Consider the following 23384-nt stretch of genomic DNA (forward strand, 5'->3'; position numbering starts at 1 on the left):
AGTCCTCCCGGGCGATGCGGCTGACAGAGTCGGTGCGGGAGGAGTTCATAGCTCGACGCTACGACCAGACGGCCCCGGAGGCAGTCCGCTTGACAGCGCCGGGGAGCACGGTGAAGGCGCGTCGCCCGGCCTCACGGCCCGCCTCTGCCCCCTCGTCCCCGCGCTGTCAACGTCCTGCGGAGGGGCCCGTCGCGTGCTGGGCTGGAGCCCCGACGAGAGGAGCCGACATGGCCGACCAGAACGTGAACGAGGACCTTCCCGGATCCGGAGGCGACGCCGCCCCGAACACCGGCGGCGCGCAGACGGTGCTGCCCGGCGAGGACGCGGCCGACGCCTCCGCCGCGGGGGCCGCTCCCGGGGGCACCGCGATCGACCGCGGTGTCACGGACGCCGTGACCGACGGCGACAGCGGAGGGGACACCGTCTCCGGCGACGCCGACCTGCCGGACGAGACCGAGGGCGCGGTCGGCAGCGACCCGGCGAGCGCCGACTGACGTCCCGCTCGGACGCGTCCGGCCCGCCGGATCCGAGGATCCTTGCGGGCCGGAGGCGCTCGTCCCTCCGCGGAGGAGGGCCCGGGCTCAGCGCCGGACGACCACCGGGTTGAACAGCGTGCCGATGCCCTCGACGTCCACCGCGACGGTGTCGCCGTTCGCGATCGGCCCGACGCCGGCGGGCGTCCCGGTGAGGATCACGTCCCCGGGGAGCAGCGTGAAGATGCGCGAGACGTAGGCCACGAGCTCGGGCACCCCGTGGATCATGTCGCCGGTGCTGCCCGACTGCTGCACGCGCCCGTTGACGCGGGTCTCGATCGCGCTCTCGTTCCAGACGAACTCGGTCTCGATGACCGGTCCGAGCGGGCAGAAGGTGTCGTAGCCCTTCGCCCGCGCCCACTGGCCGTCGGAGCGCTGGAGGTCGCGTGCGGTGACGTCGTTGGCGATCGTGTACCCGAAGACCACGTCCTCGTAGTCCTCCGCGCGGACGTTGCGGGCCACGGCGCCGATCACGATCGCCAGCTCGCCCTCGAACTCCACCTGCTGGCTGTCCTCGGGGAGGACGATCGCCTCGTCCGGGCCGATGACCGACGTGTTCGGCTTGAGGAACACCAGCGGCTCCGCCGGGGCGTCGCCGCCCATCTCGGCCGCGTGGTCGGCGTAGTTCTTCCCGATGCCGACGATCTTGGAGCGCGGGATCACCGGCGCGAGGAGCTTCGCCTCCGCGATCGGGATGCGCTCCCCCGTGGTGTCGAACCCGGCGAACATCGGGTCGCCGGCGAGCACGACCAGGTCGTCCTCGTCCACGATCCCGAAGTGGATCGCTCCCCCGTTGTCCCCGTCGCGCTGCGTGGCGAATCGTGCGATCTTCATGCGTCCAGCCTCGTCATCCATCCGTGCGTGTCCTCGCGGCGTCCGTACTGGATGCCGGTCAGCTCCTCGCGGAGCGACATCGTGAGCTCCCCGGCGGGCGCGCTCTCGCGGCCGACGGAGAAGCCCTCGCCCTTGAGCTCGGCGATCGGGGTGATCACGGCGGCGGTCCCGCAGGCGAACACCTCGACCACGTCGCCGGAGGCCACTCCGTCGCGCCATTCGTCGATGCTCACGCGGCGCCGCTCGACGCGGTGGCCGCGGTCCTCGGCGAGCTGCAGGACGCTGTCGCGCGTGATGCCCTCGAGGATCGAGTCCGATTCCGGGGTGACCAGCGTGCCGTCCTTCTTCACCAGCACCACGTTCATGCCGCCGAGCTCCTCGATCCACTGCGACTCCTGCGAGTCGAGGAAGAGGACCTGCGCGCAGCCGTGGCTGTAGGCCTCCTGCTGCGGGAGGAGGGAGGAGGCGTAGTTGCCACCCGTCTTCGCCGCTCCCGTGCCGCCCTTGCCCGCCCGGGCGTAGGAGGTGGAGAGCCAGATCGACACGGGGGCGACGCCGCCCGAGAAGTAGGCGCCGGCGGGGCTGGCGATCACGTAGTAGCCGACGTCCTCGGCCGCGCGCACGCCGAGGAACGCCTCCTGCGCGAACATGAACGGGCGCAGGTAGAGGCTGGTCTCCGGCTCCGAGGGGACCCAGTCGCCGTCGACCGCGATCAGCTGCCGCAGCGACTCGACGAAGAGGTCCGTCGGGAGCTCCGGCAGCGCGAGACGGCGGGCCGAGCGCTGCAGGCGGCGCGCGTTCGCCTCCGGGCGGAAGGTCCAGACGGAGCCGTCCTCGTGGCGGTAGGCCTTCATCCCCTCGAAGATCTCCTGCGCGTAGTGCAGGACGGCGGCGGCGGGGTCGAGCGCGAGCGGGCCGTAGGGCTCGACGCGGGCGCTGTGCCAGCCGTCCGTGCGGGTCCAGCGGAGGCCGACCATGTGGTCGGTGAAGTGCATGCCGAAGCCGGGGTTCGCGAGGATCCGGGCGCGCTCCTCGGCGGAGCGGGGCGCGGGGGCGGCGGTCACCTCGAACGCGAGGTCGGCGGGGGCGGAGTCGGTGCTCATCGTGGTGGTGTCCTTCTGCGGGGGATCAGCGGAGGCGGGCGACGACGGAGTCGCCGATCGCGGCCGTGGAGCGCGGGGTGCCGTCGCGCGACTCGATGTCGGCGGTCACGGCCGCGGTGACGCGGGCGGCCTCGTCGCTCCGGCCGAGGTGGTCCAGCAGCATCGCGGCCGAGAGGATCGCGGCGGTCGGGTCGGCGAGCTGCCGTCCGGCGATGTCGGGCGCGGATCCGTGGACCGGCTCGAACATGCTGGGGAACGCGCCGTCGGGGTTGATGTTGCCCGAGGCCGCGAGTCCGATGCCGCCGCTGATCGCGCCGGCCAGATCGGTCAGGATGTCGCCGAAGAGGTTGTCGGTGACGATGACGTCGAACCTAGCAGGGTCGGTCACGAGGAAGATCGTGGCGGCGTCCACGTGGAGGTAGTCGACGGCCACGTCCTCGAAGGCGGCCCCCACCTCGTCGACGATCCGCTTCCAGAGCGAGCCGGAGAAGACGAGGACGTTCGTCTTGTGGACGAGCGTCAGCCGGGAGCGGCGCGTGCGGGCGAGCTCGAACGCGTGTCGGACGACGCGCTCGACCCCGTAGGCGGTGTTGACCGACACCTCGTTGGCGATCTCGTGCGGGGTGCCCTGCCGGATCGAGCCGCCGGTACCGACGTAGGGCCCCTCCGTGCCCTCGCGGACGACCACGAAGTCGACCTCGCCGGGAGCCGCGAGCGGCGAGGGGACGCCCGCGTAGAGACGGGTGGGCCGCAGGTTGACGTAGTGGTCGAGCTCGAAGCGCAGCCGCAGCAGCAGCCCGCGCTCGATGTTCGCGTCCCGGAGGCGCGGGTCGCCCGGTGCTCCGCCGACGGCGCCCAGGAGGATCGCGTCGTGCCCCGCGATCGCCGCGAGGTCCTCGTCGGTGAGGACGTCGCCGGTCTCGAGGTAGCGGGCGGCGCCGAGCGAGAAGGTGGTCGTCTCGAGCACCAGATCGGAGTCGGCGGTGACGGCGTCGAGGACCTTGACGGCCTCGGCGGTCACCTCGGGCCCGATCCCGTCTCCGGGGATGACGGCGAGCTTCACGGTGCGGGGCATGGCGGTCCTCAGGCGTACGGGGTCGGAGTCCCCCCAGCGTACTCGCGGCCCGCCCGCGCCGCGGTCCGGGGCACGCGCCCCCCGTCGGGCTGGCGAGGGCCGCCCGGGAGGCGCTGCGCGTCCCGGGCGGCCTCCCTCGGGAGGAGAGGAGGAGCGTCAGCTCCGGCGGAGGCGCCAGGCGCCGACCGCGGCGGCGGCCAGCACGAGGACGACACCGAGCCAGGCCGACCAGCCGACGCCCGAGTCGAACGCCGCGCTCGCCGACGCGACGAGGCTCGCGGCGGAGTCGGCGGGCAGCTCGCCGGCGACCGAGACGGCGCCGCCGAGGGTCTCCCCGGCCCGCTGCGCCTGCGCGGCGTCGAGGCCCTCGGGCAGCACGACTCCCCCGCGGTACACGGCGGTGAGGACGGTGCCGAGCGTCGCGGTGCCGAGGACGGCGCCGAGCTCGTAGGCGGTCTCGGAGACGGCGGAGGCCGCACCGGCCTTGTCGGCGGGCGCGTTGGCCAGGATCAGCTCGTTCGACACCGTCTCGGCCGCGCCGATGCCCAGGCCGAGGAACGCGAAGGCGACAGCGACGGTGAGGGCGGACGCTCCTCCGGGCGCCCCGCTGCCGAGTGCCAGCAGGATGTACCCGACGGCCGAGACCAGCAGTCCGGCCGGGACGACGAGGCGCGGAGCGACGCGGCGCGCGATCGGCACCACGCCGAGCCCGGCCAGGATCATCACGGCGAGGCCCGGCACGAGCACGAGGCCCGCCTCCAGCGGCGAGAGCCCGACCACGAGCTGCAGGTGCTGCGAGAGGAAGAAGAGCCCGCCGACCAGCGCGGTGACGCTGAGGAGGTTGACCACGATCGCCGCACTGAACGAGCCGCGGCGGAAGAGCGAGAGATCGAGCATCGGCGAGGCCCGGCGCTGCTGGCGGCGGACGAACAGAACTCCCGAGACGACGCCCACGACGAGCGCCGCGACGCCGACCGCGTCGATCCCGTGCTCGGCGAAGGACTTCACCGCGTAGACGACCGGCGCCATGGTCGCCAGCGACAGCAGGATGCTGACCACGTCGACCGGGCCGGGCTGCGGGTCGCGCGACTCCGGCACCAGGATCGGCACCAGGACGACCAGCGGGAGCAGCACGGGCACCGCGAGCAGGAACACCGACCCCCAGGGGAAGTGCTCGAGCAGCACGCCGCCGACCAGCGGGCCGATGCCCGAGCCCACGGCGAAGCCGGTCGCCCAGATCGCGATCGCGAGGCGGCGCTGGTCGCGGTCGGGGAAGACGCTGCGCAGGAGCGAGAGCGTCGAGGGCATCAGCATCGCGCCGAAGAAGCCCAGTGCCGCGCGGGCGCCGATGAGCGCCGCGGCGGTGGGAGCGAACGCGGCCACGACCGAGACGGCGGCGAAGCCGACCGCGCCGACCAGCAGGAGGCGCCGCCGCCCGACGCGGTCGCCGAGGCTGCCCATCGCCACCAGCAGGCCCGCGAGCACCAGCGGGTAGGCGTCGACGATCCACAGCAGCTCGGTGCCGGAGGGCCCCAGATCCTCGGCGATCGAGGGGAGCGCGAAGTTCAGCACCGTGTTGTCGACCGAGACCAGCAGCACCGGGAGCATCAGCACCGCGAGCGCCACCCAGGCGCGTCGCCCGACCCGGTCGGCGGCGCCGGCGGTGTCGTGGGTGGAGACGGGAGCGGTGCGCGCGGACACGGGGACGACCTTTCAGAGGAGAACGGAGAGAGTATACCGTCCAGCCGGTACAGTCGCCACTGATCCGCCGTAGGATGGTCGCCGTGCCTCCTGCCCCCGCCCGCGACCGCGTCCTCGACGCGTTCGAGCAGCTCCTCATCGAGCAGGGCGAGCGCGCCGCGACCCTCGACGCCGTCGCCCGCGAGGCCGGAGTCTCCAAGGGCGGGCTGCTCTACCACTTCCCCTCGAAGGACGCCCTCGTCGACGGGCTCCTGCAGCGCCTCGACGCGCGGCGGGAGGCGGACGTCGCGCAGAGCCTCGCTGCTCCCGAGGGCGTGGTCGCCTACCTGCTGCGCACCTCCTTCGCCGCCGACTCGGCCTTCGACCGCACGATCCTCGCCGTGTCGCGCATCGCGCAGGGGCACGACGAGCGCGCCAGCGGGGGCCTCGCGCGGATCCACGACAGCTGGAACGAGGTGGTCGCCGACGCCGTGGGCGACCCGCTCGTCGCCCGGGCGATCGTCCTGATGAGCGACGGGCTCTACTACAACTCCGCCCTGCTCCCCACGGGCTCGCCGTCGCGCGGCGAGGCCGAGGACGTCCTCGCGGTCGTCCAGCGCCTCCTCGGGAGCTGAACCGCGCCGCCCCGGCGGACCCGCTACAGCTCGACGACGCCGTCGATCAGGGTCACCGTCGCGCCGCCGATCCAGATCGCGCCGTCCGTGCTCTCGACGCGCACGCGCCCGGCTCGGCCCAGCGCCGCCCCCTGAGCGGCCGTGTAGCGCTCGGGCAGCACGCCGCTGCCGATCAGCCACTGGGCGATCCCCGCGTTGAGGCTCCCCGTCACCGGATCCTCGGACACACCGGCGTCGGGGATGAACGCCCGCACCTCGACCGCGCACTCGCCTCCCGCCGGATGCTCGCCCACGACGCCGACGGGGAGCCCGGCGAGGAGAGCCTGGTCCGGCCGCAGCGCGAGGACCTGCTCCGCCGACGCGAGCCGCACGGCCAGCCAGCCGGGACCGTTGTCGACCCACTCGTGGTCGAGGATCTCCGCGCGCGGGATCCGCAGAGCCGCAGCCACCCGCTTGAGCGTCGCCTCGTCGACCGGTCCGGTCCGCCGGCGGGGCGGGGCGGCGAAGGCGATGCCCTCCTCCGTCACCCGCAGTCGGACGAGACCCGCGGCGCACTCCTGCACGAGCTCCCCCGCCGCGCGGGCCGTCCCTCCGGCCGCGAGCCAGGCGTGCGCGCTCCCGAGGGTCGGGTGCCCGGCGAAGGGCAGCTCCCCGCCCGGCGTGAAGATCCGCAGCCGGTAGTCGGCCGCGGGGTCGCTCGGGCGGAGGAGGAAGGTCGTCTCGGAGAGGTTCGTCCAGCGCGCGAACTCCGCCATCGCGGCGTCGCCCACGCCGTCGCCGTCGACGACGACCGCCACCGGGTTGCCCCGGAACGGCGCGGCGCCGAAGACGTCGACCTGAGCGAACCGCCGCGTGCTCACTGCTCGGTGATGTCGATCTCCTGCATGAGGTCGGCGTCGATCGCGACGCGGACCTTCTCGAGCAGGCCGTCGGGGGCGGGCGAGTCGATGGTGATCACCGAGAGCGCCTTGCCGCCCGCCTCGGTGCGCGCGATCTGCATGCCCGCGATGTTGACCGCGGCGTCGCCGAACTCGCGGCCGTAGACCGCGACGATCCCGGGGCGGTCGACGTAGCTCATGACGACGAGGTGCTTCGCGAGGGGGACCTCGACGTCGTAGCCGTTGATCGCCACGATCTTCTCGACCTGCTTGGTGCCGGTCAGCGTGCCCGAGACCGAGATCTGCGAGCCGTCCGAGAGCGCGCCGCGCAGCGTGATCACGTTGCGGTACTCGTCCGAGACCGGCTCCGTGATCAGGCGCACCTCGATGCCGCGCTGCTCCGCGAGCACCGGCGCGTTGACGTAGGACACCGTCTCCGAGACCACGTTGGTGAACACGCCCTTGAGAGCCGCCAGCTTGAGGACCTTCACGTCGTAGCCGGCGAGCTCGCCGCGCACCTCGACGTCGATGGAGGTGACCGGCGAGTCCGCGAGGCCCGAGAAGACCTGGCCGAGCTTCTCGACCAGCGGGATGCCGGGGCGCACGTACTCGTCGATCACGCCGCCGGCGACGTTCACGGCGTCCGGCACGAGCTCGCCCGAGAGCGCGAGGCGCACCGAGCGGGCGACCGAGACGCCGGCCTTCTCCTGCGCCTCGTCGGTCGAGGCTCCGAGGTGCGGAGTGACGACCACGTTCTCGAGGGCGAGCAGCGGCGATCCGGTCGGCGGCTCCTTCACGAACACGTCGAGTCCGGCGCCGGCGATGGTCTTCGCGACGAGCGCGCGGTGCAGCGCGTCCTCGTCGATGAGGCCGCCGCGGGCCACGTTCACGATGAACGCCGACGGCTTCATCAGCGCCAGCTGATCGTCCGAGATCATGCCCGTCGTCTCGGGGGTCCTCGGCATGTGGATCGTGATGAAGTCGCTCTCGGCCAGCAGCTCCTCCAGGGAGAGGAGCGTGACGCCGAGCTGCTGCGCGCGGGCGCTGGTCACGTAGGGGTCGTAGGCGACGACGTTCACACCGAAGGCCTGCAGGCGCGCGGTGATCAGCGCGCCGATGCGGCCGAGGCCGATGATGCCGACGGTCTTCTCGTAGAGCTCGACGCCCGTGTACTTCGAGCGCTTCCAGAGGCCCTGCGCGAGCGCGCTGTGCGCGGCGGGGATGTGGCGGGCGAGGCTCAGGATGTGGCCGACGGTGAGCTCGGCGGCCGAGATGATGTTCGAGGTCGGCGCGTTCACGACCATGACGCCCGCGGCGGTCGCGGCGGTGATGTCGACGTTGTCCAGGCCCACACCGGCGCGGGCGATCACCTGGAGCGAGGGGGCCGCGGCGATCGCCTCCGCGTCGACCTGCGTCGCGGAGCGCACCAGGATCGCGTGCGCTGTGGCGAGGGCCTCGAGCAGCGCCGGGCGGTCGGTGCCGTCCACGGAGCGGATCTCGAAGTCGGGACCGAGCGCGTCCACGGTGGCGGGCGAGAGTTCTTCGGCGATCAGGACGACCGGCTTTGTCACGAGAGGCGCTTCCTTCGGAGAGGGGACGGAGCGGGCACCGAGGCGGGGGCGTCGGCAGCCCCCCGTCACTGTAGCGGAGGGGTGCGCGCGCCCCGCGCCGTGTGACGCCGCCGGTCAGCTCAGCGAGAAGAGATTCATGCCGCCGAATATGAGCTGCACATCGAGGGCTATTACGGCGGAGAGACACAGGGCGGCCGCAAGCAAACCCGTCCTCGCTAATACCCCCCGCCTCCGCCCGAGCATCACGGCGACGGTGAAGCAGAGCACCGGCATGCACAAGGCCACCAGCAGCACTGCCCACCCGGTCGGATTGAGGTCGGTGCCCAAAAGTGCAGCAGCGCTGCGCAGGCCGATCAGGTTGCCGACCGCCTCCCAGACGTCCCAGGCGAAGAAGAGCGCGAACACCACGGCGACGAGGACGGAGGCGGCCAGGCGCCGGCCGGGCCGGTCGCGCCGGCCGGTCCCGCCGAGGGTGGCCCGGGTCGAGTCGGTCATCAGGCCCCCTTCAGGAACGGCAGCGGAGAGAGGAGGACGAGTCCGGCGACCAGCCAGAGCACGCGGGTGCGCACCCGGGAGTCGCGGGTGGCGAGGAGCACCACGGCGAACCACACCGGCGGCGCCAGGACCGCCAGCCAGAGCCCGAGCGAGTAGAGGGCGCCGCCGAGCGCATCGCCCGCGAAGCCGGCCGTGGCGACCGGCGACTGCCGCGTCGCCGTGATCGCCCAGGCGATGGCGTACAGGAGGTAGAGGCCGGCCGCGATGCCCGCGGCGATCAGCAGAGCGGACGAGGACGCGGCCTCGTCGGCGGGGTCCTCGACCTCGGGGTCGTCGTCGTCCGAGCCGTCGTCCGCCGGGCCCGCCCCCGCGACCGCGCGGGGCGTCCGGCGCACGCGCGCCGTCCCCGCGGCGAGCGTCGGGTCCGCGCCCTCGCCCGCCCACTCCAGGGCCTCGTCGTCGGCGTCGTCCTCCGGGCCGGCGTCCGGCCCGCGGTCCACCGGCGGGGTCGCCGCGTCGTCGTCCTCCGGGGAGCGGCCCGGTCCACCATCGATCACCGCAACACCCTAGCCGCGCGCACCTCGCAGGAGGCTCGGAGCCCGCCGCCGCCTCCCCGACACCCGGCGGACACCCCGCGTCCTCCCCCGGGGGCGAGGCTGAGCGGATGGACGACCGCCGCCGCCGCTTCGTCGCCCTCGGCGACTCCTTCACGGAGGGGGTCGGCGACCCGCACCCGCGCCTGCCGAACGGAGTGCGCGGCTGGGCCGACCGCGTCGCCGAGCGCCTGGCGAAGGCCGAGCCGGGCTGGGAGTACGCGAACCTCGCCGTCCGCTCGAAGCGCCTCGCCCAGATCACCGAGGACCAGCTCGCGCCGACCCTCGCGCTCCGCCCCACCCTGATCACGCTGTACGCCGGCGGCAACGACATCCTCGACCTCGGCACCGACACCGTCGATCTGATCACCCGCTACGAGGCGCTCGTCGACGCGCTCGCGACCACCGGCGCCTCCCTCGTGCTCTTCACCGGCGTCGACATCCCGGGACTGCCCGCCCCGCGGATGTTCCTGCGCCGCAACCACCTCTACAACAGCGCCGTCCGCCGGATCGCCCGCGAGCGGGGCGCGATCCTCGTCGACTACTGGGCGATGCGGGAGTTCCACTCCCCCGTGCTCTGGTCGCCCGACCGGATGCACCTCTCCAAGCGCGGGCACCGCGTCCTGGCCGGCCGCGTGCTCGACACGCTCGGCGTGCCGCACACGATCTCGACCGGGCCCTGGGACGCTCCCGAGCCGCTCCGCCTCCGCGCACGGCTGCGCGAGCAGCGCCGCTGGGCGGCCGACTGGGTCCTCCCCCTCGTCGGCCGCAAGCTGCGCCGGGTGACGCTCGGCGACCACCTCTCGCCCCGGTGGCCGGACCCCGTCCTCGTCCCGCCGAAGGGCGGTCTCCGCCGTCTCGTCCGCGAGCTCGAGCGGTAGGCGCGCCCCGGACGCGGAGGAGCCCGGCCCGGCGAGGGGATCCCGGTGGACGGGTCCCTCGTCGGACCGGGGCTCCCCCGGTCGACGCGGTGCGACTAGCGCGCGACGCTGCCGTCGGTGTAGTCCTCGTCGGTCTGCTTCCAGGCGAAGAGCTTGCGCAGCTCGCGGCCGGTCTCCTCGATCGGGTGCTTCTCGCCCTTGGCGCGCAGCTCCTGGAACTCGGGTCCGCCCGCGTCCTGGTCGCCGATGAAGCGCTTCGCGAAGGCGCCGCTCTGGATGTCGCCGAGGACGGCCTTCATGTTCTCCTTCACGCGCGGGTCGATGACGCGCGGGCCGGAGACGTAGTCGCCGTACTCGGCGGTGTCGGAGACGCTCCAGCGCTGCTTGGCGATGCCGCCCTCCCACATGAGGTCGACGATGAGCTTGAGCTCGTGCAGCACCTCGAAGTAGGCGATCTCGGGCTGGTAGCCGGCCTCGACGAGGGTCTCGAAGCCGTACTGGACGAGCTGCGAGGTGCCGCCGCAGAGCACGGCCTGCTCGCCGAACAGGTCGGTCTCGGTCTCCTCGGTGAAGGTGGTCTTGATGACGCCGGCGCGGGTGCCGCCGATGGCCTTCGCGTAGGACTTCGCGGTCTCCCAGGCGGTGCCGGTCGCGTCGTTCTCGACGGCGATGATGTCCGGGATGCCGCGGCCGGCGACGAACTCGCGGCGCACGGTGTGGCCGGGGGCCTTCGGCGCGATGAGGATGACGTCGACGCCCGCGGGCGCCTCGATGTAGCCGAAGCGGATGTTGAAGCCGTGCGCGAAGGCGAGGGTCTTGCCCTCGGTCAGCGCGGAGGCGATCTGCTCGCTGTAGATCGCGCGCTGGTGCTGGTCCGGCGCGAGGATCATGATCAGGTCGGCCCAGGCCGCGGCGTCGGCGACGCTCTTGACCTCGAAGCCGTCGTCCTCGGCCTTGGCGGTCGACTTCGACCCCTCCTTCAGCGCGATGACGACCTGGACGCCGGAGTCGCGGAGGTTCTGCGCGTGCGCGTGGCCCTGCGAGCCGTAGCCGACGATCGCGACCTTCTTGGACTGGATGATGGAGAGGTCGGCGTCGGCGTCGTAGATGAGCTCGGTCACGTGGTGAGTCCTTTTCTGTAGTGGAGAGTTCGCGGTCAGTTCTTGAAGACGCGCTCGGTGATCGACTTGGAGCCGCGCCCGATGGCGAGCAGGCCCGACTGCGCGATCTCCTTGATGCCGTAGGGCTCGATCACCCGCAGGAACGCATTGGTCTTGCCGGTGTCGCCGGTGACCTCGATCACCAGGGCGTCCGTCGAGACGTCGACCACGCGGGCGCGGAAGAGCGTGACGGCCTCGAGCACCTGCGAGCGCGTGACGTTGTCGACGCGGACCTTGACGAGCAGGTGCTCGCGCTGGACCGACTGGTCGGTGTCGAGCTCGACGATCTTGATCACGTTGACGAGCTTGTTGAGCTGCTTCGTGACCTGCTCGAGCGGCAGGTCCTCGACGTCCACGGCGACCGTGATGCGCGAGAGCCCGGCCAGCTCGGTCGGACCGACCGCCAGCGACTCGATGTTGAAGCCGCGGCGGGCGAACAGCCCGGCGACACGGGTGAGCAGTCCCGGCTTGTCCTCGACGAGCAGGGAGAGAACGTGGTGCGTCATGCGGGTCTACTCCTCGTCGTCCCAGGTCGGGCTGTGGTCTCGGGCGTACTGGACGTAGCTGTTGGAGACGCCCTGCGGGACCATCGGCCAGACCATGGAGTCGCGGCTGACGACGAAGTCGATCACCACGGGCCGGTCGTTGGTGGCGATGGCGAGGCGGATGGCGTCGTCGATCTCCTCCGGCTTCGTGACGCGGATGCCGAGCGCGCCGTAGGCGTCGGCGAGCTTCACGAAGTCGGGCACCCGGACGGTGTCGTGACCCGTGTTGAGGTCGGTGTTGGAGTAGCGGCCCTCGTAGAACAGGGTCTGCCACTGGCGCACCATGCCGAGCGAGGAGTTGTTGATCACCGCGACCTTGATCGGGATGTCGTTGATCGTGCAGGTGGCGAGCTCCTGATTGGTCATCTGGAAGCAGCCGTCGCCGTCGATCGCCCACACGGTGCGCTCGGGCGCGCCGACCTTGGCGCCCATCGCCGCGGGCACGGAGTAGCCCATGGTGCCGGCGCCGCCGGAGTTCAGCCACGAGTTGGGGCGCTCGTACTTGATGAACTGCGCCGCCCACATCTGGTGCTGGCCGACGCCGGAGGCGAAGACGCCCTCGGGGCCGGTGATCTCGCCGATGCGCTTGATGACGTACTGCGGCGAGAGCAGGCCGTCGTTCGGCTCGGTGTAGCCGAGCGGGAACTCCGTCTGCAGGCCCTTGAGGTAGCTCCACCACTCGGAGGTGTCGGCGCGGCCGTCGGCGGAGGCCTTGGCGAACGCGTCGGTGAGGTCCGGGAGGACGTCCTTGAGGTCGCCCACGATCGGCACGTCGGCGGTGCGGATCTTGGAGATCTCGGCCGGGTCGATGTCGACGTGCACGACCTTGGCGTGGGGCGCGAAGAGCGCCGCCTTGCCGGTCACGCGGTCGTCGAAGCGCGAGCCCAGCGCGAGGATCAGGTCCGCCTCCTGCAGCGCGAGCACCGCGGGGACGGTGCCGTGCATGCCGGGCATGCCCAGGTGCTGCTCGTGCGAGTCCGGGAACGCTCCGCGCGCCATCAGCGTGGTCACCACGGGGGCGCCGCAGGCCTCGGCGAACGCCTTCAGCTCGGCGGCCGCGCGGGCGCGGATGATGCCGCCGCCCACGTAGAGCACCGGCTTCCGCGACTCGACCAGCAGCTGGGCCGCGGCCTGGATCTGCTTGCCGTGGGCCTTCGTGACCGGACGGTAGCCGGGCAGGTCGATCTTCGGCGGCCAGAGGAACGGCGCCTGGTCCTGCTGCGCGTCCTTCGTGATGTCGACCAGCACGGGGCCGGGGCGGCCGGTGGTGGCGATCAGCGCGGCGGAGGCGAGGGCCGAGGGGATGTCCTCGGGGCGCGTCACGAGGATGGAGTGCTTCGTGATCGGCATCGTGATGCCGACGATGTCCGCCTCCTGGAACGCGTCGGTCCCCATGAGCGTCGAGAACACCTGGCCGGTGATCGCGAGCATCGGGACCGAGTCCATGTAGGCGTCCGCGATCGCGGTGACCAGGTTGGTCGCTCCGGGGCCCGAGGTCGCGATGCAGACGCCGAGCTTGCCGGTCGCCGAGGCGTAGCCCTCGGCGGCGTGGCCGGCGCCCTGCTCGTGGCGGACCAGGATGTGCCGGATCTTCGAGGAGTCCATCAGCGGGTCGTAGACCGGGAGGATCGCGCCGCCGGGCAGGCCGAAGACGTCCTCGATCCCGAGCATCTCGAGCGAGCGGACGACCGCCTGCGCTCCGGTGAGGACCTCGGCCGCGGGGGCGGCCCCGGGAGCGTGGGCGGGTCGGGGTGGCTGGGGCGTCGGTGCGGGCTGCACGGCGGACGGATCCGGAGTCATGCGGGTGTCGATTCCTTCAGGAGGTGGTGCGGCGGCGGGCAGAGCCGGAGGCGAGTGCCCGGGAACGCGAGTGCGCGGCCGGCCGGAGCGGGCCGGGTCACCCGGTGACGGCGCCCTCGGCTGCCGAGCGGACGAGCTTGGCGTACTTGGCGAGGACACCGCGGGTGTAGCGCGGAGGGAGAGGGGCCCAGCCTTCTCGGCGGGCGGCGAGCTCGGACTCGTCGACGAGTAGGTCGATCGAGCGAGCGGCGATGTCGACCCGAATCGGGTCTCCGTCGCGAACGAATGCGATGGGACCTGCGTCCACCGATTCGGGAGCTATGTGGCCGATGCACAGGCCGGTTGTGCCGCCTGAGAATCGTCCGTCCGTCAACAGTAGTACATCTTTTCCGAGCCCGGCCCCCTTGATGGCGGCGGTGATGGCGAGCATCTCGCGCATGCCGGGGCCGCCCTTGGGGCCCTCGTAGCGGATGACCACCACGTCGCCCTTCTCGATCCGGCCCTCGGTCAGAGCGTCCATCGCGGCGCGCTCGCGCTCGAACACACGGGCCGGACCCTCGAAGACGGAGGCGTCGAAGCCGGCGGTCTTGACGACCGCGCCCTCGGGGGCGAGCGAGCCCTTGAGGATGGTGAGCCCGCCGGTCGCGTGGATCGGGTTGTCGAGGGTGCGGATGACCTCGCCGTCCAGCGGTGCGATGTCCATCGCGGCGAGGTTCTCGGCGACCGTTCTCCCGGTGACCGTCAGGCAGTCGCCGTGGAGCAGCCCGGCGTCCAGGAGCGCCTTCATCACGGCCGGGACGCCGCCGTGGCGGTCGACGTCGTTCATGACGTACTTGCCGAAGGGCTTGAGGTCGCCGATGTGCGGGATCGTGTCGCCGATGCGGTTGAAGTCGTCGATCGTGAGGTCGACCTCGGCCTCGTTGGCGATCGCGAGCAGGTGCAGGATGACGTTGGTCGACCCGCCGAAGGCCATCGCCACCGCGATCGCGTTCTCGAACGCCTCCTTGGTGAGGATGTCGCGGGCCGTGGTGCCGTTGCGCAGCAGCTCGACGACGGCCTCGCCGGACTTGCGGGCGAAGTAGTCGCGGCGGCGGTCGGCGGCGGCGGGCGAGGCGGAGCCGGGCAGGCTCATGCCGAGCGCCTCGGCGACGCTGGCCATGGTGTTGGCGGTGTACATGCCGCCGCAGGATCCCTCGCCCGGGGCGAAGGCGCACTCGATGCGCTTGGCGTCCTCCTCGGACATGATCCCGGCCTTGACGCCGCCGACGGCCTCGAAGGAGTCGATGATCGTGATGTCCTTCTCGGTGCCGTCCGAGAGCTTGACCCAGCCCGGTGCGATCGAGCCGGCGTAGACGAACACGGCGGCGAGGTCGAGGCGGGCCGCGGCCATCAGCATGCCGGGCAGCGACTTGTCGCAGCCGGCCAGCATGACGGTGCCGTCCAGGCGCTCGGCCATCATCACGGTCTCGACGGAGTCGGCGATGACCTCGCGGGAGACGAGCGAGAAGTGCATGCCCTCGTGGCCCATCGAGATGCCGTCCGAGACGGAGATGGTGCCGAACTGGAGCGGGTAGCCGCCGCCGGAGTGCACGCCCTCCTTCGCGGAGCGCGCGAGGCGCTCGAGCGAGAGGTTGCAGGGGGTGATCTCGTTCCACGAGGACGCGATGCCGATCTGGGGCTTCTCCCAGTCGTCATCGCCCATCCCGACCGCCCGCAGCATCCCGCGCGACGTCGTGGCCTCGATGCCGTCCGTGACGGTGCGCGAGCGGGGCTTCCAATCGATTTCCGGCATGCGATGAGGCTACCGCCTCGCGCGCAGTGCCCCTGCTCGCCGGGCGGACCCGGACCGGCCCGCGCACCCGTTCCTGCCACGGCCTCCGGCAGCGGCACCGGACGCGGACGTCCCCGCGGATCTCCGACTCGTCGCGAACGGCCGCTCCCCGCGTCGGCGGACGGCCGTCCTCGGCGAGTCGGCGATCCGGGACCCGCCGGCGCTGACCGCCGGAAGGGGGCTGCTACTCCGCGCGCAGGTCGGCCAGCAGCCGGAGTGCGTGCGCGACCTGCTCGGGACCGCGGACCCGGTAGGAGGCCGCGGTGGTGCCCTCGCCGCTCTTGATGCCGACGTCGCCGGAGCCGAGGACCGCGAAGGCGTCCTCGTCCGTCACGTCGTCGCCCGCGTAGAGGACGGCGGTCGCGCCGGTGTAGCGGCGGAGGTGCTGCACGGCCTCGCCCTTGGTGGTCGAGCGGACCGAGAACTCCAGGACGTTCTTCCCCTCGCGGATGGTGACCCCCTGCACCTCGGCGCGCGCCTCGGAGAGGGCGACGACGTGGGCGACGCGGCTGTGGCGCTCGGTCGCGAGGCGGGTGTGCAGGGCGAAGCCGGCCGGCTTGTCCTCGATCCAGACGTTGTCGATCCCGCGGGCGATGCCCTTCAGGACGTCCTCGAGCACTCCCACCTTCTCGAGCTCGTCGTCGTCGAGCCGGACCGCGTCCTCCTCGGGGTCGAGGCGGATCTCGATGCCGTGGGAGCCGACCAGCAGCGCCTCGTCCGGCAGCTGCGAGACCTCCTCCAGGCTCCCGAGCGCCCGGCCGGAGACCAGCGCGACCCGGGTGCCGGGGAGGGCGAGGAGCCGCAGCACGGCCTCGCGCGCCTCGGGGAGCGCCCGCGCGCGGGCGGGGTCGTCGACCTCGGGCGCGAGGGTGCCGTCGAAGTCGAGGGCCACCAGGAGCCGATCGGTCGCGGCGAGCTCCCGCAGCGCCGCCGCGAGCCGCTCGGGCACTCCCTCGCTCATCGCGCGCCGCCGTCGAGCTCGCGGTCGTCGGCGGCCTCCCGCTCGAGCTCGGCCGCCTGTCCGTGGGCCGCGTCGTCGCGGTGCTCGGCCTCCTGGCCGTGCGGCGCCTCCTGCCCGCGGGCGGCGGGCCGCACGTCGAGCTGCTGGCCGGCCGCGTGCTCCGCGAGAGCGGAGAGGAACGACTCGGACCAGCGCGCCACGTCGTTCTCGAGCACGCGGCGACGGAGCGCGCGCATGCGCCGGGTGCGCTCGACGCGCGGCATCCGCGCCGAGGCCTCCATCGCGTCCTTCAGCCCCGAGATGTCGTGCGGGTTCACCTGCACGGCCTGCTTGAGCTCGTCGGCCGCTCCGGCGAACTCGCTCAGCACGAGCACGCCGTCGTTGTCGAAGCGGGACGCGACGTACTCCTTCGCGACGAGGTTCATCCCGTCGCGCAGGGCCGTCACGAGCATGACGTCGGCGGCGAGGTAGAGCGCCACCATCTCCTCGCGCGGGTAGCCGTGATGGAGGTAGCTGATCGCCGGGTGCCCGAGCGTGCTGTAGTCGCCGTTGATCCGGCCGACCTGCAGCTCGATGTCGTCGCGCAGCTGCCGGTAGGTGTCCACGCGCTCGCGGCTCGGGCTCGCGACCTGCACCAGCACCGCGTCCTCGGAGGTGAGGCGGCCGTCCGCCAGGAGCTCGCCGAAGGCCTTCAGGCGGTGGCCGATCCCCTTGGTGTAGTCGAGCCGGTCGACGCCGAGCATGATCGTCGCGGGGTTGCCCAGCTCGGCGCGGATCTCGGCGGCGCGGGCCTGGATCTCGGGGGTGCGCGCCATCGCCTCGAACGACGCGGAGTCGATCGAGATCGGGAAGTGCCGGGCGACGACCGGGCGCACGCTCGCCCCGCGCCGCGAGCGGTTGACGCGGCGGGTGCCGCCGACGGCCTCCTCCTCGACCGGGACCTCGACGACCGTGCTGCGGGTGTCGTAGCCGAGCAGGCGCCGGACCGCGCGGAGGAAGCTGCCCGCGTCTCCCTGGCGCTGGAAGCCGATCACGTCGGCGCCGAGCAGGCCCTCGACGATCTGCCGGCGCCACGGGAGCTGCGCGAAGATCCCGTAGGGCGGGAACGGGATGTGGTTGAAGAAGCCGATCGTGACGTCGGGCCGGAGCTCCCGCAGCATCTTGGGCACGAGCTGGAGCTGGTAGTCCTGCACCCAGACCACGCCGCCCTCCTCCGTCACGGCCGCGGCCGCCTCGGCGAAGCGCTGGTTGACCCGCACGTAGGCGTCCCACCAGTCGCGGTGGTAGGTCGGGGGCGCGATCACGTCGTGGTAGAGCGGCCACAGCGTGTCGTTCGAGAAGCCCTCGTAGTAGTCCTCGAGCTCCTGCGCGCTGAGGGCGACGGGGACGATCTGCACGCCGTTGTCGACGAACGGGGCGACCTCCTCGTCGGCCACGCCGGGCCAGCCGACCCAGGCGCCCTCGTTCGCGCGCATCACGGGCTCGAGCGCGGTGACCAGCCCGCCGGGCGAGGTCTTCCAGGAGGCGGTGCCGTCCTCGGCCACGACGCGGTCCACGGGGAGGCGGTTCGAGACGACCACGAACGCGTTGCGCTCGGTCCCTCCCGAGGTCCCGGCGTCGGTCCTGTCAGCGGCGGAGGAGGCGGAGGCGGAGTGCGGAGGAATGGTGGTCCCTTTTCGTCGGTCGAGCCGTCGTCGTGCCCGTCGAGGCTATCAGCCGGCCCCGCTCGGGGGACGGGGGATCAGCCCTGCACGAGGGCGAGGGCGAGCGTCGCTCCGCCCACCGTCGGGACGACCGCGACGAGTCCGAGGAGCGCGTACTGGCGCCACGAGACGTGCACGCCCAGCGCGGTCAGCCTCTGGTGCCAGAGCAGGGTGGCGAGCGAGGCCCACGGGGTGATCAGCGGCCCGGCGTTCACGCCGATCAGCAGGGCGACCAGGCGGAGCGGATCCGCCGCGACGGGCTCGAGGGCGAGGTAGGCGGGCAGGTTGTCGACCAGGTTGGAGGCGACCGCGCCGGAGCCGGCGAGGCGCAGCAGGTCGAGCGTCCCGCTCCCCTCCCCCGCGACCACGGCGAGCGCCGCGCCCAGCCCGAGCTGGTGCGCCGCCTCCATCGCCACGAAGAGGCCCGACGCGAACACGACGAGCTGCCACGGCAGGAGGGCGGGCGTGAGCGCCGCGGGACGGCGCACCGCGAAGAGGACGATCAGCGCGACCGCGGCGACCGTCGCCGGGATCCACACCTCGAGGCCCGAGACGAGCGCCGGCAGGAGCAGCGCCACGACGGTCCCCGCGCCGACGAGCAACACCCGGTCCTCCACCGGCGTCCGCTCCCCCGGGGTGTAGCGCCCGGCCAGCTCGCGCCGGTAGCGGATCGCGAGGATCAGCACGGGCACGACGGCCGCGACGAGCGCGGGCACCGCGGTCAGCGCGGCGAAGGCGAAGGGGCCCTCGACCCCCAGGCGCCGCTGCGCGAGCAGGTTGGTGAGGTTCGAGACGGGGAGGAGGAGGGAGGCGCAGTTCGCCAGCCAGACCGTGGCCATCGCGAACGGCAGGGGCGGGACGCGCACGTGCGCCGCGAGCAGGACCACGACCGGGGTCAGGAGCACGGCGGTCGTGTCGAGCGAGAGGAACACCGTGCTGACGACGGCCATCGCCACCACCAGCAGCCAGAGCACCGCGGTCCGCCCGCGGCCCCACTCGGCGGAGCGCTCGGCGACCACGGTGAAGACGCCGGCCTCGGAGGCCAGCTCGGCGACCACGGTCACCGCGACCACGAAGCCGAGGATCGGCGCCGTCCGCTCGACCAGCTCGCCCAGCGCGTCCATCGGGAGGACCCCCGTGACGACGGCCACCGCCCCGACGAGGAGCAGCACCGCCCCGATCACAGCCGTGCGCATGTCGTTCCCGTTCTCCTCGGCGTGCCCCGGCTCGAGGATTCGGGTCCCGGCGGCGGTCCACCGTAGCGGGACAACCCCTCGGTGCTGTCAAGCGTTCCTCTGAGAGCTTTCGCACCCGCTAGCGTCGGGGTGAACACGGGAGGCACACGCATGCGCAAGTTCATCCTCAACTCCAGCGTCATCAGCGCGATCGTCGGCGGCTGGTCGATCCTGCAGACCACGCGCAAGGGCCCGCGCGACTGGCGCCTGGCCCTCCAGTGGGTCAGCTGGGCCATCTCGGTCACCGTCGCCCTGGGCTCCGTGTCCTACGACTCGAAGGAGATCGTCAAGGAGGAGCGCGGCAAGAAGCGCGACCGCTAGGCCCTCCTGACGCGCCGCCTCCCCGCGGGGCGGCGTGTCAGCCGGTCTCCCGACCCGGTGGCGGCGACACTGTTCCCAGTCGCTGCCGGCACGGGAAACGGGGTTCGTCATGAGGTTTCGTCTGAGGCGCCGCAAGGCGGCCCACGAGGTCGTCGAGGCGGCCCCCGTCCTCACGCAGGACGAGCTCTTCGCCGTCGTCCACGAGCGGCTCGCGGCCTTCGTCGGATCCGAGGGCGCCTGGGTCGTCACGCGCCGCAGCCACGACGACCGCGACCCGATCTTCCACGGGATGCTCGCGCGCTCCCTCGCCCACGAGCTCTCCGCCGCCATCCAGGAGGAGCAGCTCCGCGCCGGCGCCGAGCGGACGTCGTCCCCGGTCACCGAGGCGATCCCCGCGATGCGCGCCTCCACTCCCCCGGTGGAGCCGGCCGCCCTCACCTGGGAGCCGAAGCCGATCGCCGTCTGGGCGGAGCCGGCCCCCGCCGACGTCGCCGTCGACACCCCCGTCGCGACCCGCTCCTGACCCGAGCGGTCAGCCGGCGGGCTCGCCCTCCGGCCGACCCGACGAGCGACGTCGCCCTTCCCGCTGATCGAGGAGGCGGCACCGCCGCCGTCCCGAGATCCCCCGTAGCCGACCCTCCCCCGGCCGCCCTTCAGAGCGTCGGCCAGCTCCCGGGGCCCTCGCTGCCCGCCGGGTACTCGTCGAGCGGCACTCGATCCGCGTGCCACGCGTCGATCGCGGGCTGCACGATGCGCCAGCACTCCTCGGCGGCGTCCCCGCGGACCGAGAGCGACGGGTCGTCGTCAAGGATCCCCGAGATGACCTCGCCGTACGCCAGCAGCTCGCCCGCGCCGAAGGTCGCCTCCAGCGAGGCGCGCTCGAGCGTGTACGGGTCGCCGGGGCCGTTGATGTTCAGCTCGAGCGACATCTGGTCGGGCGCGAGGAACAGCCGCAGCACGGACGGCGCCTCGGTGCCCACGAAGCCGCGGGGCAGGTGCGGCACCGGCTTGAAGCGGATGACCACTTCGCGCCGCCGCTCCCCGAGCGCCTTGCCGGAGCGGAGGGTGAACGGCACGCCTGCCCAGCGCCAGGTGTCGATCTCGACGACCAGCTCGGCCAGCGTCTCGGTCCGGCGAGCGGGGTCCACGCCCTTCTCGTCCGCGTAGGCGGGCAGCTCGCGTCCGTCGATCGTCCCCGCCGTGTAGCGGGCGCGGCGCGAGCTCGCGGCGGGGTCGTCGCCGTGCAGGCGGGTGGCGCGCAGGACGATCGACTTCGCGTCCCGGAGGTCGGCCGCGTCGAGCGAGGACGGCGGCTCCATCGCGATCACCGCGAGGACCTGCAGCAGGTGGCTCTGGATCATGTCGGTCAGCGCGCCCGCGCCGTCGTAGTAGCTCGCCCGCCCCTCGAGGGCCAGCTGCTCGTCGTAGACGATCTCGACGCTCTCGATGTGCTCGGCCGACCACAGCGGCTCGAGGATCCGGTTCGCGAAGCGCAGGCCGAGCACGTTCATCACGGTCGCGCGGCCGAGGAAGTGGTCGACGCGGTGGATGCGGTCCTCGGGGACCAGCGCGGCGAGGCGCTGGTTGAGGGCGTGTGCGCTCGTCTCGTCGGTCCCGAACGGCTTCTCCAGCGCCAGCACGGTGCCCTCCGGCAGGTCGTGGGCGGCGAGCGCCTCGCAGGCCTTCGCCGCGATCGCCGGCGGGAGGGCGAAGTAGACCGCCACCGGACCGTCGCAGCTCGCGAGCAGTGCGGCGAGCGCCTCCGGATCGGTGACGTCGATCTGCTGGTAGCGCGTGCCGGAGGTGAGCGCGTCCACGCCCTCGCCCTGCGCCTCGACGGTGGCGAAGGAGGCGGTCAGCACCTCGTGCCAGTGCTCCTGGGTCCAGTCCTCGCGTCCCGCGCCGACGAGATGGACCCGCCGGTCGGTCTCGCGGGTCAGCAGCTGGCCGACGGCGGGGAGGAGGAGCCGCGAGGACAGGTCCCCCGTCGCTCCGAGGATGAGCAGGGTCGAGACGGTCTGTGCCATGCGGCTCACCCTACGGCGGCGCTGAAGAGCCCCGCTCCGCCTTGACTGGGAGGCCACAGCCGCACCTGAGAGGATCGCCGCATGGTCTCCCCGATCGAGGACTACGCCGTCCTCTCCGACTGCCGCACGGCCGCTCTCGTCTCCCGCGACGGGGGGATCGACTGGCTGTGCCTGCCGCGCTTCGACTCCGCCTCCGTCTTCGGCGCCCTCCTCGGCGGCGACGACCAGGGGCGCTGGTCGCTGCGGCCGGTGGACGGGGAGGCGACGAGCGAGCGCCACTACCTCGGCGACACGCTCGCGCTGGTCACCCGGTGGACGACCCCCACCGGCGTCGTCGAGGTGGTCGACGTGATGCCGCTGCGCGACGAGCGCGCCGAGCTGGTGCGCCGGGTGCGCGGAGTGTCGGGGACCGTCCGGATGCGGCAGGAGCTGCGCATCCGCTTCGACTACGCCCGCACCATGCCGTGGGTGCGGCAGGAGGGGACGGACGAGGATCCGCTGCTCGTCGCCGTCGCCGGGCCCGACGCGGTCGTGGTGCGCGGAGTGCGGTTGAAGGCCGTCGACCACGCCCACGCGGCGGAGTTCGACGTCGACGCGGACGCGGTCGTCGACCTCTCGATGGCGTGGTTCCCCTCGCACCAGCGGGCGCCGAAGCGCCTCGACGTCGACCGCGCGCTGGAGCGCACGCTCTCCTGGTGGTCCGAGTGGGCGTCGGCGATCGACTACGACGGCCCGCACCGCGACGCCGTCGTCCGCTCGCTGCTGACCCTCCGCGCCCTCACCGACGACGAGACCGGCGGCATCGTCGCGGCGGCGACCACCTCGCTCCCGGAGCAGTTCGGCGGCGCCCGCAACTGGGACTACCGCTACGTCTGGCTCCGCGACGCCTCGCTCACCCTGCAGGCCCTGCTCGCGCACGGGTTCGAGCAGGAGGCGCAGAAGTGGCGGGCCTGGCTGCTCCGCGCGGTCGCGGGCGCGCCGGAGGACGTGCAGATCATGTACGGCCTCGCCGGCGAGCGCGACCTGCCCGAGCGGGAGATGCCGAGCCTGCCCGGCTACGACGGCGCCTCCCCCGTGCGGATCGGGAACGCCGCCGTCGACCAGTACCAGGCGGACGTGATCGGCGAGGTGATGGTCGCTCTGCACGAGGCCCGCGTGGCCGGAGTGGACGAGACGGAGTTCTCCTGGCCGCTCCAGCGCGCGCTCCTGGGCTTCGTCGAGACCAACTGGCAGCGGCCGGACAACGGCATCTGGGAGATCCGGGGCGAGCCGCGGCACTTCACGCACTCGCGGGTCATGATCTGGGCCGCGCTCGATCGGGGCGTCCGCGCCGTGCGCGAGAACGGCCTGCCCGGTCCGGTCGAGACCTGGGAGCGCCTCCGCGACGAGGTGCGCGCCGAGATCGAGGCCCAGGGCTTCGACGCCGAGCGCGGCCACTTCGTGCAGTCCTACGGCTCGCCCGAGGTCGACGCGTCGCTCCTCGTGCTGCCGATGGTCGGCTTCGTCCCCGCCGACGACCCGCG

General features: G+C 72.8%; 22 protein-coding genes. 6 read left to right on the forward strand and 16 right to left on the reverse strand.

The window, feature by feature from the left end; translation table 11 throughout:
• Nucleotides 1–227: 227 nt before the first annotated feature.
• Nucleotides 228–494: a hypothetical protein gene (locus tag C5C33_RS15660; protein ID WP_104247445.1), complete on the forward strand. Its 267-nt coding sequence runs from the start codon at nucleotides 228–230 to the stop codon at nucleotides 492–494.
• An 87-nt stretch (nucleotides 495–581) separates the two neighbouring features.
• Here the strand turns inward: C5C33_RS15660 and C5C33_RS15665 are convergent, their stop codons facing one another.
• From C5C33_RS15665 to C5C33_RS15680, 4 genes are all read right to left on the reverse strand, one after another.
• A complete protein-coding gene (locus C5C33_RS15665; RefSeq protein ID WP_104247446.1) occupies nucleotides 582–1367 on the reverse strand; it encodes a fumarylacetoacetate hydrolase family protein in 786 nt (261 codons plus the stop codon).
• Complete coding sequence (locus C5C33_RS15670) at nucleotides 1364–2470, reverse strand: branched-chain amino acid aminotransferase (RefSeq protein ID WP_104256015.1); 1107 nt, start codon at nucleotides 2468–2470, stop codon at nucleotides 1364–1366. The genes C5C33_RS15665 and C5C33_RS15670 overlap by 4 nt, the downstream gene beginning before the upstream one ends.
• Before the next feature lie 25 nt (nucleotides 2471–2495).
• Nucleotides 2496–3545: a 3-isopropylmalate dehydrogenase gene (locus C5C33_RS15675; RefSeq protein WP_104261557.1), complete on the reverse strand. Its 1050-nt coding sequence runs from the start codon at nucleotides 3543–3545 to the stop codon at nucleotides 2496–2498.
• 156 nt (nucleotides 3546–3701) lie between these two features.
• Complete coding sequence (locus tag C5C33_RS15680) at nucleotides 3702–5246, reverse strand: MFS transporter (protein ID WP_258059394.1); 1545 nt, start codon at nucleotides 5244–5246, stop codon at nucleotides 3702–3704.
• A gap of 74 nt (nucleotides 5247–5320) precedes the next feature.
• On the opposite strand from C5C33_RS15680, the gene C5C33_RS15685 reads away from it, so the two are divergent.
• Nucleotides 5321–5860, forward strand: coding sequence for a TetR/AcrR family transcriptional regulator (locus tag C5C33_RS15685; RefSeq protein ID WP_104239274.1), 540 nt, complete (start codon nucleotides 5321–5323; stop codon nucleotides 5858–5860).
• Nucleotides 5861–5883: 23 nt separating this feature from the next.
• Here C5C33_RS15685 and C5C33_RS15690 read toward each other — a convergent pair whose 3' ends face one another.
• From C5C33_RS15690 to C5C33_RS15705, 4 genes are all read right to left on the reverse strand, one after another.
• The gene (locus C5C33_RS15690) at nucleotides 5884–6720 is read right to left on the reverse strand and encodes a PhzF family phenazine biosynthesis protein (protein ID WP_104261558.1); all 837 of its coding nucleotides are present in this window, start codon (nucleotides 6718–6720) and stop codon (nucleotides 5884–5886) included.
• Nucleotides 6717–8309 (reverse strand): phosphoglycerate dehydrogenase, encoded by a 1593-nt coding sequence (serA, locus tag C5C33_RS15695; RefSeq protein ID WP_104223535.1) that lies wholly within the window; start codon nucleotides 8307–8309, stop codon nucleotides 6717–6719. Before serA ends, C5C33_RS15690 begins: the two co-directional genes overlap by 4 nt.
• Before the next feature lie 114 nt (nucleotides 8310–8423).
• On the reverse strand, nucleotides 8424–8804 hold the full coding sequence (locus tag C5C33_RS15700; RefSeq protein WP_104226250.1) for a hypothetical protein: 381 nt from the start codon (nucleotides 8802–8804) through the stop codon (nucleotides 8424–8426).
• Nucleotides 8804–9361: a hypothetical protein gene (locus C5C33_RS15705; protein ID WP_104261559.1), complete on the reverse strand. Its 558-nt coding sequence runs from the start codon at nucleotides 9359–9361 to the stop codon at nucleotides 8804–8806. Before C5C33_RS15705 ends, C5C33_RS15700 begins: the two co-directional genes overlap by 1 nt.
• Nucleotides 9362–9468: 107 nt before the next feature.
• On the opposite strand from C5C33_RS15705, the gene C5C33_RS15710 reads away from it, so the two are divergent.
• On the forward strand, nucleotides 9469–10278 hold the full coding sequence (locus C5C33_RS15710; RefSeq protein ID WP_104261560.1) for an SGNH/GDSL hydrolase family protein: 810 nt from the start codon (nucleotides 9469–9471) through the stop codon (nucleotides 10276–10278).
• 95 nt (nucleotides 10279–10373) lie between these two features.
• Here the strand turns inward: C5C33_RS15710 and ilvC are convergent, their stop codons facing one another.
• The 7 genes from ilvC to C5C33_RS15745 all read right to left on the reverse strand — a co-directional run bounded on the left by ilvC (nucleotide 10374) and on the right by C5C33_RS15745 (nucleotide 19474).
• The gene (ilvC, locus tag C5C33_RS15715; protein ID WP_104223539.1) at nucleotides 10374–11399 is read right to left on the reverse strand and encodes a ketol-acid reductoisomerase; all 1026 of its coding nucleotides are present in this window, start codon (nucleotides 11397–11399) and stop codon (nucleotides 10374–10376) included.
• 35 nt (nucleotides 11400–11434) lie between these two features.
• Nucleotides 11435–11944: an acetolactate synthase small subunit gene (gene ilvN, locus C5C33_RS15720; RefSeq protein WP_104261561.1), complete on the reverse strand. Its 510-nt coding sequence runs from the start codon at nucleotides 11942–11944 to the stop codon at nucleotides 11435–11437.
• Nucleotides 11945–11950: 6 nt separating this feature from the next.
• Complete coding sequence (locus C5C33_RS15725; protein WP_104261562.1) at nucleotides 11951–13783, reverse strand: acetolactate synthase large subunit; 1833 nt, start codon at nucleotides 13781–13783, stop codon at nucleotides 11951–11953.
• A 97-nt stretch (nucleotides 13784–13880) separates the two neighbouring features.
• Nucleotides 13881–15575, reverse strand: a complete 1695-nt coding sequence (ilvD, locus tag C5C33_RS15730) for a dihydroxy-acid dehydratase (protein ID WP_104233215.1) — start codon at nucleotides 15573–15575, stop codon at nucleotides 13881–13883.
• 223 nt (nucleotides 15576–15798) lie between these two features.
• On the reverse strand, nucleotides 15799–16575 hold the full coding sequence (gene otsB / locus C5C33_RS15735; protein ID WP_104261563.1) for a trehalose-phosphatase: 777 nt from the start codon (nucleotides 16573–16575) through the stop codon (nucleotides 15799–15801).
• Entirely contained in the window at nucleotides 16572–18155 is a 1584-nt protein-coding gene (locus tag C5C33_RS15740) for a trehalose-6-phosphate synthase (protein ID WP_104261564.1), read from the reverse strand. The genes otsB and C5C33_RS15740 overlap by 4 nt, the downstream gene beginning before the upstream one ends.
• A 161-nt stretch (nucleotides 18156–18316) precedes the next feature.
• Nucleotides 18317–19474, reverse strand: a complete 1158-nt coding sequence (locus C5C33_RS15745) for an SLC13 family permease (RefSeq protein ID WP_104261565.1) — start codon at nucleotides 19472–19474, stop codon at nucleotides 18317–18319.
• A gap of 150 nt (nucleotides 19475–19624) precedes the next feature.
• Between C5C33_RS15745 and C5C33_RS15750 the strand changes: the two genes are divergently transcribed.
• Both C5C33_RS15750 and C5C33_RS15755 read left to right on the forward strand, forming a co-directional pair.
• Complete coding sequence (locus C5C33_RS15750) at nucleotides 19625–19834, forward strand: hypothetical protein (protein ID WP_104223546.1); 210 nt, start codon at nucleotides 19625–19627, stop codon at nucleotides 19832–19834.
• A gap of 109 nt (nucleotides 19835–19943) precedes the next feature.
• Nucleotides 19944–20357, forward strand: coding sequence for a hypothetical protein (locus C5C33_RS15755; RefSeq protein WP_104261566.1), 414 nt, complete (start codon nucleotides 19944–19946; stop codon nucleotides 20355–20357).
• Between the two features lie 130 nt (nucleotides 20358–20487).
• Here the strand turns inward: C5C33_RS15755 and C5C33_RS15760 are convergent, their stop codons facing one another.
• Nucleotides 20488–21861: a glucose-6-phosphate dehydrogenase gene (locus C5C33_RS15760; protein WP_181136267.1), complete on the reverse strand. Its 1374-nt coding sequence runs from the start codon at nucleotides 21859–21861 to the stop codon at nucleotides 20488–20490.
• Between the two features lie 81 nt (nucleotides 21862–21942).
• On the opposite strand from C5C33_RS15760, the gene C5C33_RS15765 reads away from it, so the two are divergent.
• Nucleotides 21943–23384 (forward strand): glycoside hydrolase family 15 protein (locus C5C33_RS15765; RefSeq protein ID WP_104261568.1); only part of this gene is annotated, 1442 nt, incomplete at its 3' end.

The sequence above is a fragment of the Rathayibacter sp. AY1H3 genome (genome assembly GCF_002932015.1).

What these genes read in the sequence shown, in the direction of transcription:
- C5C33_RS15745 (WP_104261565.1), bottom strand. Translation starts at nt 19,474, where the DNA reads ATGCGCACGGCTGTGATCGGGGCGGTGCTGCTCCTCGTCGGGGCGGTG.
- C5C33_RS15750 (WP_104223546.1), top strand. Translation starts at nt 19,625, where the DNA reads ATGCGCAAGTTCATCCTCAACTCCAGCGTCATCAGCGCGATCGTCGGC.
- C5C33_RS15710 (WP_104261560.1), top strand. Translation starts at nt 9,469, where the DNA reads ATGGACGACCGCCGCCGCCGCTTCGTCGCCCTCGGCGACTCCTTCACG.
- C5C33_RS15675 (WP_104261557.1), bottom strand. Translation starts at nt 3,545, where the DNA reads ATGCCCCGCACCGTGAAGCTCGCCGTCATCCCCGGAGACGGGATCGGG.
- C5C33_RS15760 (WP_181136267.1), bottom strand. Translation starts at nt 21,861, where the DNA reads ATGGCACAGACCGTCTCGACCCTGCTCATCCTCGGAGCGACGGGGGAC.
- C5C33_RS15665 (WP_104247446.1), bottom strand. Translation starts at nt 1,367, where the DNA reads ATGAAGATCGCACGATTCGCCACGCAGCGCGACGGGGACAACGGGGGA.
- C5C33_RS15755 (WP_104261566.1), top strand. Translation starts at nt 19,944, where the DNA reads ATGAGGTTTCGTCTGAGGCGCCGCAAGGCGGCCCACGAGGTCGTCGAG.
- ilvD (WP_104233215.1), bottom strand. Translation starts at nt 15,575, where the DNA reads ATGCCGGAAATCGATTGGAAGCCCCGCTCGCGCACCGTCACGGACGGC.
- otsB (WP_104261563.1), bottom strand. Translation starts at nt 16,575, where the DNA reads ATGAGCGAGGGAGTGCCCGAGCGGCTCGCGGCGGCGCTGCGGGAGCTC.
- C5C33_RS15660 (WP_104247445.1), top strand. Translation starts at nt 228, where the DNA reads ATGGCCGACCAGAACGTGAACGAGGACCTTCCCGGATCCGGAGGCGAC.
- ilvN (WP_104261561.1), bottom strand. Translation starts at nt 11,944, where the DNA reads ATGACGCACCACGTTCTCTCCCTGCTCGTCGAGGACAAGCCGGGACTG.
- C5C33_RS15685 (WP_104239274.1), top strand. Translation starts at nt 5,321, where the DNA reads ATGGTCGCCGTGCCTCCTGCCCCCGCCCGCGACCGCGTCCTCGACGCG.
- C5C33_RS15700 (WP_104226250.1), bottom strand. Translation starts at nt 8,804, where the DNA reads ATGACCGACTCGACCCGGGCCACCCTCGGCGGGACCGGCCGGCGCGAC.
- C5C33_RS15670 (WP_104256015.1), bottom strand. Translation starts at nt 2,470, where the DNA reads ATGAGCACCGACTCCGCCCCCGCCGACCTCGCGTTCGAGGTGACCGCC.
- C5C33_RS15725 (WP_104261562.1), bottom strand. Translation starts at nt 13,783, where the DNA reads ATGACTCCGGATCCGTCCGCCGTGCAGCCCGCACCGACGCCCCAGCCA.